The organism is Sphingopyxis sp. PET50 (assembly GCF_025244705.1).
Classification (GTDB): Bacteria; Pseudomonadota; Alphaproteobacteria; order Sphingomonadales; family Sphingomonadaceae; genus Sphingopyxis.
This window is the reverse complement of record NZ_CP104207.1, coordinates 3,596,066-3,610,180: the sequence shown is the minus strand read 5'-3', so window position 1 is coordinate 3,610,180 and position 14,115 is coordinate 3,596,066. Positions and strand designations below refer to the sequence as shown.

9 protein-coding genes and 2 pseudogenes are annotated in these 14,115 nt (G+C 66.6%); 6 read left to right on the top strand and 5 right to left on the bottom strand.

Annotated features, from left to right (window positions below):
* Positions 1 to 37: 37 nt before the first annotated feature.
* Together N0A20_RS18940 and N0A20_RS18935 are read right to left on the bottom strand one after the other, a co-directional pair.
* Entirely contained in the window at positions 38 to 1,123 is a 1,086-nt protein-coding gene (locus tag N0A20_RS18940) for a PepSY-associated TM helix domain-containing protein (protein WP_260583959.1), read from the bottom strand.
* A 128-nt stretch (positions 1,124 to 1,251) separates the two neighbouring features.
* Positions 1,252 to 3,459 carry a TonB-dependent receptor gene (locus N0A20_RS18935; RefSeq protein ID WP_260581816.1) on the bottom strand — a complete coding sequence of 736 codons (2,208 nt, stop codon included), beginning with the start codon at positions 3,457 to 3,459 and terminating at the stop codon, positions 1,252 to 1,254.
* A gap of 381 nt (positions 3,460 to 3,840) precedes the next feature.
* On the opposite strand from N0A20_RS18935, the pseudogene N0A20_RS18930 reads away from it, so the two are divergent.
* Positions 3,841 to 6,160, top strand: a pseudogene (locus tag N0A20_RS18930) (patatin-like protein).
* A 104-nt stretch (positions 6,161 to 6,264) separates the two neighbouring features.
* Here N0A20_RS18930 and dnaJ read toward each other — a convergent pair.
* Positions 6,265 to 7,381 (bottom strand): annotated as a pseudogene (gene dnaJ / locus N0A20_RS18925) (molecular chaperone DnaJ).
* A gap of 127 nt (positions 7,382 to 7,508) precedes the next feature.
* On the bottom strand, positions 7,509 to 9,413 hold the full coding sequence (gene dnaK / locus N0A20_RS18920; protein WP_260581815.1) for a molecular chaperone DnaK: 1,905 nt from the start codon (positions 9,411 to 9,413) through the stop codon (positions 7,509 to 7,511).
* A gap of 151 nt (positions 9,414 to 9,564) precedes the next feature.
* Here dnaK and N0A20_RS18915 point away from each other — a divergent pair, with 151 nt between their 5' ends.
* From N0A20_RS18915 to N0A20_RS18895, 5 genes are all read left to right on the top strand, one after another.
* Complete coding sequence (locus tag N0A20_RS18915) at positions 9,565 to 10,194, top strand: copper chaperone PCu(A)C (protein ID WP_260581814.1); 630 nt, start codon at positions 9,565 to 9,567, stop codon at positions 10,192 to 10,194.
* Between the two features lie 150 nt (positions 10,195 to 10,344).
* Positions 10,345 to 10,830: a vgr related protein gene (locus tag N0A20_RS18910; protein WP_260581813.1), complete on the top strand. Its 486-nt coding sequence runs from the start codon at positions 10,345 to 10,347 to the stop codon at positions 10,828 to 10,830.
* Positions 10,827 to 11,399, top strand: coding sequence for a hypothetical protein (locus tag N0A20_RS18905; protein ID WP_260581812.1), 573 nt, complete (start codon positions 10,827 to 10,829; stop codon positions 11,397 to 11,399). The genes N0A20_RS18910 and N0A20_RS18905 overlap by 4 nt, the downstream gene beginning before the upstream one ends.
* A 24-nt stretch (positions 11,400 to 11,423) precedes the next feature.
* Complete coding sequence (locus tag N0A20_RS18900) at positions 11,424 to 11,867, top strand: PH domain-containing protein (RefSeq protein ID WP_260581811.1); 444 nt, start codon at positions 11,424 to 11,426, stop codon at positions 11,865 to 11,867.
* Positions 11,868 to 11,913: 46 nt separating this feature from the next.
* Positions 11,914 to 13,266: a DNA recombination protein RmuC gene (locus N0A20_RS18895; RefSeq protein WP_260581810.1), complete on the top strand. Its 1,353-nt coding sequence runs from the start codon at positions 11,914 to 11,916 to the stop codon at positions 13,264 to 13,266.
* Positions 13,267 to 13,363: 97 nt separating this feature from the next.
* Here the strand turns inward: N0A20_RS18895 and N0A20_RS18890 are convergent, their stop codons facing one another.
* On the bottom strand, positions 13,364 to 14,074 hold the full coding sequence (locus N0A20_RS18890) for an META domain-containing protein (RefSeq protein ID WP_260581809.1): 711 nt from the start codon (positions 14,072 to 14,074) through the stop codon (positions 13,364 to 13,366).
* Positions 14,075 to 14,115 lie beyond the last annotated feature (41 nt).

Genomic DNA, 14,115 nt, shown 5'->3' with positions numbered 1-14,115 from the left:
CCGGGCCGCGAAGGCCCTATGCACCTCCGCGTGAGCTTTATGACGCCGCGAGTGCCGCCTTCTTCGCGGGACGCTTCACCGGCTTCGGCCGCCTGAACCAGAAGCTCCAGACCGCGAAGCTGCCGAGCATCGTCATCGCAAGGCCCGAGATCGTCAGCAGGGTGCGCCACGCCCAGCCGCCGACCTTCGACGCGTGGATGGGAAAGGCCATGTTGAACGCCTGCGCGCCCGAAGCCAGCTTGAGCGCGTCGCGCGACCCGAGCACCTCGCCCGTCGCCGCATCGAACGCCAGCGTCGTTCGCCCGTTGGGCAGCCATTCGGCGGGCTGCTTCATGCGCAGGCTGATCGGGTCGCCGGGCTTGCGCGGCAGGCTGAGGATGCGGAATTCGGCGTCGGGGAAACGGCGCCGCGCCTCGGCTAGCATCGCGGTATAGCCGGGCTTCCCGGCGAGCGGCCCGCCCTTATATTTCGGCGGCTCGAGCGCCCTCGCGGTTTCGGCGGGCGATCCGAAGGGTGCGACCATGATCATCGCGAAGGGGCGAAAGATCATCATCGTGCCGGTGACGATCGAGATCAGCAGCAACGGCGCCGCGATGACGCCAAGGTCGCGGTGCTGCATGACGATCGCGGGGCGGCTCATCCGTTTCGGCCACAGGCGGAAGCGGAAGGTCTTTCGCGTGCGCCACCACAGGATGACGCCCGAAATCACGAAGAATAGGCCGGCGAGGCCCGCGATGCCAATCACCCATTCGCCGCTGTCGCCCGCGAAAAGATGATGGTGGAAATCGAAGATCCAGAGCTCGGGCCGCTCCCACTGGCTGGCCCAGCGGGTGACGATATCGCCCGACTGGCTGGCATAGGCGCCCGCCTCCTTGCCGATGCGCAGCTGGTGCAGCCCGAACCGCTCGTCGGCAAAGATGATGCCCTGCGCGCTGGGCGTCGCCATCAGCTTTTCGGTCGCCGCCGCGACGGTGGAAAGGTCGCGGCGCAGCGGGTCGCCCGTTCCCGGCACCCCGATCCACAGATGCTCGTGGAGCAGGATCGTGCCCGACAGCCCCATCAGCGCCAGCACGAGCCCGATCAGGCCGCCGGTCCAGCGGTGCAGCGTGTCGAGCAGTTTCATCATCCGGCTATCATCTCAAGGCATCGTCATTGCGAGCGAAGCGAAGCAATCCAGAGTGGCGTAACCCGCCCTGGATTGCTTCGCTTCGCTTCGCTCGCAATGACGGAGTGAGACATGCGGAAGCATAATCAGAATCGGTAATCCCACCCCAGCGTGAAGGTCCGCCCGCGTCCCGCGAAAAAGGCGAGATTGTCGGTCGGCAGCCGCGTGTCGCTCGAATAGTCGATGTAGAATTTGTCGAACAGATTCTGGACGGAAAGGCTCAGCCCGCCGATCCCCGTCTCGTAGCGCAGGCTCGCATCGGTGATCGTATAGCCGCCGAAATTGTTGCGCGGGTCGGGGTTCGCCTTGCCGTGATACGCCCGCGACAGGAAGACCTGCGTCTGCACCAGCGCCGAGATCGGCCCCTTGTTGTAGCTCGCGTTGAGGTTCAGCCGGTCGGGCGAGATGTTGGTGCCGTCGAGGTCGGTGTCGACGATCCCGTCGGGGTTGGCGCTGTCGCTGTCATATTTGCCCTGGATATGCGCATAGCCGACGCCGAGCTTCAGCCCGTCGACCGGCAGCGCGACGCGCAGGTTGACCTCGAGCCCCTCGATCTCGACGCGCTGGCGCTGGACGTCGAAGATGCGGTCGGGACGCGCGATCAGCAACTGCCCCTTGTCGCTCGACGACCAGAAATAGGTCGCGCTCGCGTCGAGCGGTCCGCGCTTCACCTCAAGGCCGATCTCGCGGTTGTTCGACACGATCGGCGAGATATCGAGGAAATTGTCGATGTCGATGCCGGTGTCCTTCACCGCGCGGGTGATGCGGCCGATGTCGGGAACGGTGAAGCCCTCGGCATAGCTGGCATAGGCGCGGATGCCGTCCCACGGCTCGACGATCACGCCGCCGTTGATCAGCAGGTCGTCGAACTTCGGCTTGCCGTCGGCGACATCGACGCCGCCATAGGTCGATACCCCGCAATTGGTCGTGACCGTCGCCGAACAGGCGACGAAGGTGGTCGAGGCGAGGGTGCGGAAATCGTCGATCTTGATCTGGACATTCTCCCAGCGCACCCCGCCGGCAAGGCGCACGAGCCCATCGAACAATTTGAGGTTCGCCTGGCCGAAGGGCGCGAGGCTGCGGAAATCGCTCGGCGGCACCCAGACGCGGCCCGTTGCGATCAGCGCCTGTTCGGTCCGGTCGACCAGCGCATCGAAGCCGATCGTCAGCGTCAGATCCTCGAAGCCGGGGAGGCCGCGCTCATAGCTGACCTTGGCGCCCAGCTTGCGGCTGCGATTCTGCGACTGGTCGAACAGGGTGCCCACCGGTGCGAGCGCGGGGTCCTGGAAGGTCGCCTGCACCGCGACCTCGCCGCCGAAGGTGTCGCGGCTGCGGTTGAAGAAGATCTGGCTGACGAAATTGCCGCCGCCCAGATCGGTGTCGGTCAGCGACAGGGCGACGCTTTCGGTGCGGTTCTGCGCCGATTCGCCCGGCGGGTTGCCGCGCACCGCACTGGTCGGCACGCCGGTCACGCGGTTGCCGGCAAGCGCGATATAGTCGCCGTCGCCCTTCAGCTCGAAACGGCTGGCAATCAGGTCGAGCCGCGCCGAATCCGACAATTCGTAGCCGAGCCGCGCAAAGAGCGAGAGCGTGTTCGAATCCTGCGTCTCGCCCTGCGTCAGGTTGAGGCCGATGCGGCGCCCCTGCCCGTCGTAAAAGGCGCCGCGCTTTTCGAAGGCCGCGCCGACGGTCGCGTCGAAGCGCCCGGCGCGATATTGGACGAGGCCCGCGATCTTGCCGCCGATCCCGTCCTTGCTGAACCCGTTGTCGGCGGTGCCCTGCAGCAGCGCGCGGCCGCTCAGCCCCTCTTCACGCGGCGCGCCGACGGTGACCTGGTTGACGATGCCGCCGGTGCCGCCGATCCCCTGCAAGGCGTTCGAGCCGTAGATCAGCTCGACCCGGTCGATGAAGAAACCGTCGATGGTGAAGCCGTCGCGGCTGCCGTCGCGCAGCGGCGTCGATTGGGGAATGCCGTTGATCGCATACAGCGGCGACCGCCCGCGCAGCGTCTCGCCCGCGCCCGACAATTTCTGCCGCGTGGGGGAGAAGCTGGGGGTCAGGCTCGACACCGCATCGGTGATCGATCCCGAAATCGCGATCTGCTGGTCGAGGCTGTCCTTGCCGATGATGTCGATCGTCAGCGGCAGCGCATTGGGCGGCAGCACCGTGCGCGCGGCGGTGACGACGATCGCCTCCTCGCCATTCTCCTCGTCGGCGGGGGCGCTGTCCTGTGCGAAGGCGGGGAAGGAAAGCGCACTCGAGAGCAGCGCCGCGACGATCCATTTGCGATTCATTCTCAACTCCTGTTGCGCTGTGCCGCTAGTGCGACACATTCGCAAATGCAAGGGGTTTTGGACGCGGGCCTGGCGGGGCGGGTTTCGGGTGGGAGCGGTCATGCGCGATCCTCCCCCAGCGGGGGAGGGGGACCACCCGAAGGGTGGTGGAGGGGCACAGGAGGCTTACGCGGCGCCGGACCGAAAGAACGCCGTTTTCCGGCAACCGGCCGCAAGCACGACCTCACCGGTAGGGTAAACCGCCTGTGCCCCTCCACCAGCTTCGCTGGTCCCCCTCCCCGTTCCGGGGAGGATCGGCAAGGTCCGCTCCCCACCCCCAAAGCTGAGATCACCCCCGCCAAAGGGTGACGCCGCCCCACAATCCGCGCTATCACCGCGCCCATGCGGGAAAAGGAACTGCGTTTCGCCCTGATTTGCTACGGCGGCATCAGCCTCGCCGTCTATATGCACGGCATCACCAAGGAGGTGTGGCGGCTCGCCGCGGCGTCGCGGGCCTTTCACGACGGCGGCCCGTTGAGCGGCGTCGGCACCGTCTACCGCGACCTGCTGGGCCGCATCGCCGAGCGCGGCAATGTCCGCCTCCGCGTCCTCGCCGATATCGTCGCGGGGGCGAGCGCGGGGGGGATCAATGGCATCTTCCTCGCGCGCGCGCTCGCCACCGGCCAGTCGCTCGACCCGCTGACCGACCTGTGGCTCGACGATGCCGATGTCGACCGGCTGATCGATCCCGACGCGCGGCCGCTGTCGGCGGCGACCAAATTCTGGGCGGTGCCGATCGCCGGCTGGATGATGAAGAAGCGCGGCAATGTCATCGACCGCACCGTGGGAGAGGCCGCGCAGGACGAGGTGCGCGCGAAGTTGTCGCGCTTCGTGCGGGCGCGCTGGTTCGAACCCCCCTTCGGCGGCGAGACCTTTTCGAACCTGCTGTTCGACGCGTTCGACGCGATGGACCGGGGGCCGCGCGGCCCTGTGCTGGTGCCCGCTCGGCCAGCCGGTCGACCTGTTCGTCTCGGTCACCGATTTCGCCGGGCATCGCATATCGCTGTCGCTCAACAGCCCGCCGCGCGTCGTCGAGGACGAGCATCGGCTGATCCTCCATTTTCGCGAGGACGACCGTGCCGGAAAGGCGCTCGACGACGTCCCGGGCCTCGCCGCCGCGGCGCGCGCAACCGCGAGCTTTCCTGGCGCCTTCCCGCCCTTCACGCTGCGCGAACTCGACCGGGTGCTGGGTCAGCGCGGGATCGCCTGGCCCGGCCGCGACGCCTTCATCCGCGCGCAGCTCCCCGCGGGGGGCGAGACCGATCCCGCCGACCGGGTGCTGATCGACGGCTCGGTGCTCGCCAACGCGCCCTTCCGCCCCGCGATCGCGGCGCTCAAGCAGCGCCCGGCGCGGCGCGAGATCGACCGCCGCTTCATCTATATCGACCCGAAACCCGATTATCGCGCGATCAGCTTCGGCAAGCCCGGCGAAAAGGATCGGGGCGACGCCCCGCACCTGCCCGGTTTCCTGCCGACGATCCTCGGCGCCCTGTCCGAAATTCCGCGCGAACAGCCGATCCGTGACAATGTCGAGGCGATCGAGGGCATGTCGCGCCGCATCCGCCGGATGCAGCTTATCGTCGACGCGATGAAGGTCGAGGTCGAGGAACAGGTCGCGGCGCTGTTCGGCACCACCTTCTTCCTCGACACGCCGACCACCGCCCGGCTCCAGAAATGGCGGGCGAAAGCGCAGGACCAGGCCGCCGAACGCGCGGGCTTCGCTTTCTCGCCCTATGGCCATCTCAAATTGTCGGCGATGGTCGAGGAGCTGGTCGCCATCGTCGACCGCCTCGCCCCGCCCGAGGGCGACATCCACCGCAGCATTCGCCGCCAGCACCTCTGGGACGAGGTGCGCGCGCGCGGGCTCGACCGTATTTCGAGCCGGCGCGGCGCGGGGGCGAGCGGCGACGCGGTGACCTTTTTCCGCACCCACGACCTCGGCTTTCGCGTCCGCCGCCTGCGCTTCCTCGCGCGCGAGCTCGACCGCGTGGTCGAGGCGAAGCGCGACGCGCGCGACCCGGCGTGCGACGCGATGCGCGACACCATCTACGCGGCGCTCGGCCTCTATCTCGAACGCGAGGGCGACAGCTGGTTCGCCGACCTCGACGTGCCGGCCGACGCCGACCCCGGGCAATGGATCGACGCGATCGCCGCGCGCCGCGACCTGATCGGTGCCGACGCCGCCGCCGACGCGCTGATCGCCGAGGGGCTGGGCGCCTTGCCGAAGGATGACCGGCGCGCGCTGCTGCTCGCCTATCTCGGCTATCCCTTCTACGACATCGCGACCTTGCCGCTGTTGCAGGGCGAGGGGTTCGACGAGTTCGACCCGATCAAGATCGACCGCATCTCGCCCTCGGACGCGACCGCGATCCGCACCGGCGGCGCGGCCGCGATGCTCAAGGGCATCGAGTTCAACAGCTTCGGCGCCTTCTTCAGCCGCGCCTATCGCGAGAATGACTATCTTTGGGGCCGGCTCCATGGCGCCGACCGGCTGATCGACATCGTGGCATCGAGCGTCACGGGCGACGCGGCGCTGCCCGCCGACGAACTGGTGGCGATCAAGCGCCGGGCGTTCCACGCGATACTGGACGAGGAAGAGGAGCGATTGCCGAAAGTGGCCACGCTGATTGCGGAATTGCGGACGGAGATCGGAACCAACTAACGCTCGTCATTGCGAGCGTAGCGAAGCAATCCAGGGCGGGCTTGCGCTGCTCTGGATTGCCGCGTCGCTTCGCTCCTCGCAATGACGAAGAGAGAAGCGACCAATCAATCGGTCAGATCGTCCCACATTTCCCTGATGCGGCCGAAAAAGCCCTGGCTGGCGGGGCATTCCTCGCCGGTCTCGGTCTCGCGGAATTCGCACAGCAATTCCTTTTGCCGCGCGGTAAGTCTGGTCGGCGTCTCGACGTCGATCTGGACGACGAGGTCGCCGTGCCCGCGCCCGTTGAGCACCGGCATGCCGGCGCCGCGCTGGCGGAGCTGCTTGCCCGACTGGATGCCGGCGGGAATGCGGATGTCGTGCCTGGCGCCGTCGAGGCCGGGAATGCTGATCTCGCCGCCCAGGGCCGCGGTGGTGAAGCTGATCGGCGCGCGGGTGAACAGCGTCGTGCCCTCGCGCTCGAAGACCTTGTGCCGCGCCATATGCAGGAAAATGTAGAGGTCGCCCGGCGCCGCGCCGCGCGCCCCGCTCTCGCCCTCGCCCGACAGGCGGATGCGCGTGCCCTCGTCGACCCCGGCGGGGATATTGACGGTCAGCGTCTTGCGCCGGTCGACGCGGCCTTCGCCGTGGCAGGTGCCGCACGGGTCGGCGATGACCTCGCCCGACCCCTGGCAATGCGGGCAGGTCCGCTCGACCATGAAGAAACCCTGCTGCGCGCGCACCTTGCCGTGGCCGAGCGCAGGTGGTGCAGCGGTGCGTGCTCGTGCCGGGCCTGGCGCCCGAACCGTCGCACGCGTCGCAGCGCGCCGCGACATCGACCTGGATATCGCGGCTGACCCCGGTGAAGGCGTCTTCCAGCCTTATTTCCATGTCGTAGCGCAGGTCGGCACCGCGCGCGGGCCCGCGCTGCTGGCGATTGCCGCCGAAGGCCGAGCCGAAGATCGATTCGAAGATGTCGCCGATGTCGCCGAAATCGGCGTTTCCGCCGAAGCCGCCCTGCGGCATGCTCTTGCCGAACTGGTCGTATGCCGCGCGCTTCTTCGGGTCCTTGAGCACGTCATAGGCTTCGTTGATCGCCTTGAAGCGCGCCTCGCTGTCGTGGCACCCCGGATTCTTGTCGGGGTGATATTTCATCGCCAGCTTGCGATAGCTCGCCTTCAGCGTCGCGTCGTCGGCGGTGCGCTCGCATTCGAGCAGTTCGTAATAATCCATGTCGAGCGACATAAAATAATAGCCCTCTCCCCTTCAGGGGGAGAGGGTTGGGAGAGGGGCCTGTCGCCAGGCTGGCCATCTCTCGTCCCCCTCTCCCCGGCCCTCTCCCCCGAAGGGGAGAGGGAGAAGGGTTCATTCCTTACTTCTTGTCGTCCTCGACTTCCGAGAATTCGGCGTCGACGACGTCTTCGTCGGCTTTCGCGGCCTCGCCATCGGCGCTGGGGGACGCCGCGGCCTGCTGTTCCTTCTCGTAGATCGCCTGCCCGAGCTTCATCGCGATCTGCGCGAGCGCCGCCGACTTTTCGGTCATCGCGGTGGCATCGCCGCCTTCGACCGCCGTCTTGGCTTCGGCGATCGCCGCCTCGATCTCGCCCTTCAGGCCCGCGTCGACCTTGTCGCCATGCTCGGCGATCTGACGCTCGGTCGAGTGGATCAGGCTTTCGGCGTTGTTCTTCGCCTCGGCCGCCTCGCGGCGCTTCTTGTCCTCCTCGGCGAACTGCTCGGCGTCCTTGACCATCTGGTCGATGTCCGCGTCGCTGAGCCCGCCACTGGCCTGGATCTTGATCTGCTGTTCCTTGCCGGTGCCCTTATCCTTGGCGTGGACCGACACGATGCCGTTGGCGTCAATGTCGAAGGTCACCTCGATCTGCGGCACGCCGCGCGGCGCCGGCGGGATGCCCACCAGGTCGAACTGGCCGAGCATCTTGTTGTCGGCGGCCATTTCACGCTCGCCCTGGAACACGCGGATCGTCACCGCCGACTGATTGTCGTCGGCGGTCGAATAGACCTGCGACTTCTTGGTCGGGATGGTGGTGTTGCGGTCGATCATACGCGTGAACACGCCGCCCAGCGTCTCGATGCCGAGGCTCAGCGGCGTGACGTCGAGCAGCAGCACGTCCTTGACGTCGCCCTGCAGCACGCCCGCCTGGATCGCCGCGCCGATCGCGACGACTTCGTCGGGGTTGACGCCGGTGTGCGGTTCCTTGCCGAAGAAATCCTTCACGACTTCGCGGACGCGCGGCATGCGCGTCATGCCGCCGACGAGGACGACCTCGTCGATGTCGCTGGCGCTGATGCCCGCGTCCTTGATCGCCTTCTTGCAGGGTTCAAGGGTGCGCTTGATGAGGTCTTCGACCAGCTTTTCGAGGTCCGAACGGGTGATCGTCTTGACGAGGTGCTTCGGCCCGTTGGCGTCGGCGGTGATGAAGGGCAGGTTGACCTCGGTCGTCGCGGCCGACGACAGCTCGATCTTCGCCTTCTCGGCGGCTTCCTTCAGCCGCTGGAGCGCGAGCTTGTCGCTGCGGAGATCAATGCCTTCGTCCTTCTTGAAGCCGTCGGCGAGATATTCGACGATCTTCGAGTCAAAGTCTTCACCGCCGAGGAAGGTGTCGCCGTTGGTCGACTTCACCTCGAACACGCCGTCGCCGACCTCGAGGATCGAGATGTCGAAAGTGCCGCCGCCAAGGTCATAGACGGCGATCGTCTTGTTCTCGGTCTTGTCGAGGCCATAGGCGAGCGCGGCCGCGGTCGGCTCGTTGATGATGCGCAGCACTTCGAGACCCGCGATCTTGCCGGCATCCTTGGTCGCCTGGCGCTGCGCGTCGTTGAAGTAAGCGGGAACGGTGATGACCGCCTGCTCGACCTTCTCGCCCAGATAGGCCTCGGCGGTTTCCTTCATCTTCTGAAGGATATAGGCCGAGATCTGCGAGGGCGAATAATCCTCGCCGCCCGCCTTGACCCAAGCGTCGCCATTGGTGCCCTTGGCGATGGTATAGGGGACGAGCTCCATGTCCTTCTTGGTCAGGGGGTCGTCGAAGCGGCGGCCGATCAGGCGCTTCACCGCGAAGATGGTGTTTTCGGGATTGGTGACCGCCTGGCGCTTCGCGGGCTGGCCGATCAGCCGCTCGCCGTCCTTGGCGAAGGCGACGATCGACGGTGTCGTGCGCGTGCCTTCCACATTTTCGATTACCTTGGGTTTGCCGGCTTCCATCACCGCCACGCAGCTGTTGGTGGTGCCGAGGTCGATCCCGATCACTTTGGCCATAGTCTTACACGTCCTTCATTGTGTCATTGGCGCCCTGAAAAGGCACGCCCGGATAGGTTTCTGGCCGCGATATAGGTGCGCTAATCCTTGGCACAAGGACTCATAGGGCTTATCGGGGACAGGAAAATTGCCCTGTTCATGGAGTCCTGCGATGAAGAGCTTCGCCCGCCGTTCCGTCCTTGCAACCGCGCTCGCCGCCACGGCGCTGACTCTGGCGGGCTGCGGGGAAAATCTGGGCAAGGGGCAGGTGCTCAATGTGGTCAGCGGCCATATCGTGATGGGCGCGACGCCGGATCGCCCCGCGGTCGGCTATTTCCGCGTCGAGGGCGGCCCCGTCCCGGTCGAACTCGTCGCGGTGACCGCCGACCTCGCCCAGCGCGTCGAGATGCACGAAAGCGTCAAGGAAGACGGCATGATGGTGATGAAGCCGCTGCTCCGCGCCGCGGTTCCGGCGAAGGGCGAGCTGGTCTTCAAGCAGGGCGGCAAGCATCTGATGATCTGGCACATCAACCCGGCCGCGGTGCGCGCGGGCAAGCTGCAGCTGGCGTTCGTCTTCACCAACAACAATAATGAGCGCATCCTGTTCGACATGCCGATCAAGGAAGCCGCCGCGGCGGGCGTCGATGGCAGCGCCGCGGCCGCTCCGGCGGCGATGGATCATGGCGCCGAACCGAAAAAGACCGCTGCCGCGGCACCGGCCAAGACGGCGGCCACGCCCGAGCCCGAAATGGACCATGCCGCCATGGGGCATGGCGAAGCCGGCGACACCGTCAAGAAATAAGCGGTGGCCTTCATCCTGGTCGTCATTGCGAGCGAAGCGGGCCGAAGGCGGCCGCAGGCCAACCAATCCAGGGCGGTTTACGCGCCTCTGGATTGCCGCGTCGCCTTCGGCTCCTCGCAATGACGGAGCGGCAATGACAAGGGGGATGTAATGAACCGCGACGGGCGCCAGCTGACCGAAGGCGAGGTCGCGCTCGCACGCAGCGTTTTCGGCGGTGCGATCGACTATGACGCGGTGCGCATCCGGCACCGCAAATGGATTTTCTTCCAGCCGCGCGGCATCGTGATGGCGCCGATGGGACATCTCCACTTCCACCCGCGCGGCGACGTCTATTGCGACGATTTCTCCTGCCCCGCCGGCGACGGCATGCGCGCGAAGGGCCTGTTCATCCACGAAATGACGCATGTGTGGCAGGCGCAGCAGCGCGGGCGCTGGTATCTCGTCTTCATGCGCCACCCCTTCGCGACCTATGATTACAGCCTGAAGCCCGGCTGGCCCCTCCACCGCTACGGGCTTGAGCAGCAAGCGGAGATCGTGCGCCACTACTGGATGCTGACGCAGGGCATGACGATCGGCGGCGCGCCCGATGTCGCCGCCTATCGTGCGATCCTTCCCTCCGAATGGCGGGCTATATGAGCGATTTCGAATTCGTCTTCGCGCTCTACAGCCTGCTGCTCGGCCTTTCGATGGTCGAGCTGCTCGGCGGGCTCGGCCGCGCGCTCGAGGCGCGCTTTGCGGCAGAGGCGGAGAAGGAACGGTTCGCCATCGGCTGGCTGACCCCGCTGCTCGCGATCTTCGTGATGCTCGACCTCCTGTCCTTCTGGGCATCGGCGTGGCGGGTGCGCGAAGACATCATCGTCTCGTCGACCACGCTGATGGCGGTGGTCGCCTTTGCCGGCGTCTATTTCCTCGCCGCGCGGCTGGTCTTTCCCTCGCATCCGGAGGGGTTCGCGAACCTCGACACCCATTATTTCCGGGTCCGACGGCTGGTGTTCGGGCTGCTGCTCGCGCTGCTCGCGGCGCAGATGGTCTATTATGCCGCGCATCCCGACCTGTCGAAACTTCTCGTCCAGCCGCGCCCGCTGATCATGACGTCGATCTTCGTCGTGCTGATCGCCGCGGCGATATGGGTGAAGGGACGGCGGGCGAGCATCGCCCTCCTGTCGCTGCTCATCGCGCGCTATGTGCTCGCCAATCTGCTATAGCGCCCCGCAAAGGAGCCCATGCCCATGCCCGAAATTCTCGACCGCTTCCGTTCCTCGACCTGGGGCTGGCTGCGCGGGACATTGCTCGGCTGGCTGACCCTGCTGCTCTGTCTCGTCGGCGTCGGCTTCATCATCATCGCCGCCGTCTGGGTGAACAATCTGATCGTCACCTATGAACTGACCCACGACCGGCTGATCCTGCGCAAGGGCATTTTCGTGAAGAGCATCGACGAGATCGAGCTTTATCGCGTCAAGGACGTCCGCATGGATTTCACCCTGATCAACCAGTGGGCGGGGATCGGCACGATCCGCATTGATTCATCGGACGAGACGACCAGGAACGGCGCGCTGGTCATGCCGCATATCGACCGCGCCGCCGAGCGCCGCGAGGAATTGCGCCGCCTCGTCGATACCGCGCGCCAGAAACGCCGCGTGCGCGAACTCGACGTCGCGAGCGACCTGTTCTGATTTTTGCGGCTAGCCAAGCGCGCGCTGTTCGATCTATGTTCCGCGCATGGACATGCCCTCGCTTCTGTTCGCCCTTGTCGCCCTCGCCCTCGGGGGGTTGATCGGCTGGCTCTTCGCGGGGCGGCAGGCGGGGGCGCTCAAGGCCGAACGCGACGGATTGTCCGAGCGGTTCAAGGCGGCGGTGACCGACCTTGCGGCGGAGGCCGAGGCGCGCAAGGCCGCCGACCGCCAGCTCGCCGCCACGCTTGCCGCGCAGGAGGAGCGCGACCGCGCGCACGACGCGCAGATCAAACAGCTTCAGGACGCGCAGGCCGCGCTCACCGCGCAGTTCCGCGAAGTGGGACAGACGATGCTCGGCGAGGCGCAAAAGGCCTTCCTCGAACGCGCCGACGCGCGCTTCCGCGAAAGCGAAGCGACGGCGGGACAGAATCTGAAGGCGCTGCTCCAGCCGGTGCACGAACGGCTCGAAAAATATGAAGTCGAGGTGAAGAAGGTCGAGGCCGAGCGCCAGAGCGCGTTTGGCCTGCTCCACGGCCAGATCGAATCGATGCGCGCGGGCACCGAGCGCGTGTCGAGCGAGGCGGCGAAGCTCGTCAACGCGCTGCGCAACGCCCCCAAGGCGCGCGGACGCTGGGGGGAGCAGCAACTGCGCAACGTTCTCGAAAGCTGCGGCCTGTCCGAACATGCCGATTTCCAGACCGAGGTCAGCGTGACCGACGGCGACGGCGGGCGGCTGCGCCCCGACGTCGTCGTGCGCGTGCCCGGCGGGCAGAATCTGGTGATCGACGCCAAGGTCTCGCTCAACGCCTATCAGGACGCCTTCGGCGCGGTCGACGAGGGCGAAAAGGCGCTGCACCTCGCCGCGCATGCCGCGGCGATGAAGGCGCATGTCAACACGCTCGGTGCCAAATCCTATTGGAACCAGTTCGACGATACCCCCGATTTCGTGGTGATGTTCGTCCCCGGCGAACATTTCCTGGCCGCCGCGCTCGACCAGGACCCGGCGCTGTGGGACCATGCCTTCGAGCGCAAGGTGCTGCTCGCCACCCCGACCAACCTGATCGCGATCGCGCGCACCGTCGCGGCGGTGTGGCGGCAGGAAAAGCTCGCCAACCAGGCGCGCGACATCGCCGCACTGGGCAAGGAACTCTATGCGCGCATGGCGACGATGGGCGCGCATATCGCGCGCGTCGGCAAGAATCTCGACCAGGCAACGGGGGCGTACAACAGCTTCGTCGGCAGCTTCGAATCGCAGGTGCTGACGCAGGCGCGGCGCTTCGAGGCGCTCGATATCGAAACCGGCGACAAGGAGATTCCGGTGCTGCCGGTCGCCGAACAATCGGCACGCCCGCTCGCCAAGCTGGCGAGCGCTCCGGCGGCGGTCAACGACGGGGAGTGAAGACCGTCGCCCCCGCGCAGGCGGGGGCCGCTATCGGCCTTTTTCCTTCAGCGCCGCGTAAACTGCCCGCGGCCCCCGCCTGCGCGGGGGCGACGTGTCAGATCACCCGCTTCAATACCGCCGTCTGCCCTTCCGCACCGGTCAGCACCAGCGTGCCGTCACTCGGAAAGTTCAGACCCACAGGCCCGCGCATCAGCGCAAAGAAAGCATTTTCCTGCGTCATACCGGCTCCCGGACAGGCCATCTTTGTCGCCATCAATGGCCCGGCGGTCAGGGTGCGGTTCTCGACCGTATAGCCGCCCGAAAAACGGTTGCACCCGGCGCTGCCGCTCATCCGGTCGCCCTCGAACGCCAGCGACGCGGGCCGGTCTCCCGCCACGGCGACGCCGCCGATCGAGACGAAGGTCCAGTTCGTGCCCGCGAGTTCCGTCGGCGGCAGCACCCCGCCGCCGCAGCCCTTCACCGTCTTGCCCTCGGCGGTCAGCGTCACCGTGTCGCGATAGCGCCGGTCGCTCATCCCGTCGCTGCATTCGGCGTGGGTTATGTCGATCGTCAGTCGCGGGGTGACATAGCGTTCGCCGTTGAAGCTCGGGCGCGCGCCGGGGTTGGCGACGACGATCTTGGTATCGCCATAATCGCCGTCGTAGTTGAGCATTCCGGGCGTGATCTCCAGCGTCCAGCCGGGTTCGGTACCGAGCGCGAAATAGCTCGCCGCGGGCGGCGTGCCGGATCCTTGCGGCGCCTCGGCGGTGGGCACGCAGCCCGCAAGGACGAGGGGCAGGGTGAGCAGGGATGTCAAACGGACCATGGCAAGCTCCTTGAACCCGCTCGTGTCGGGCGAAGTCGAGA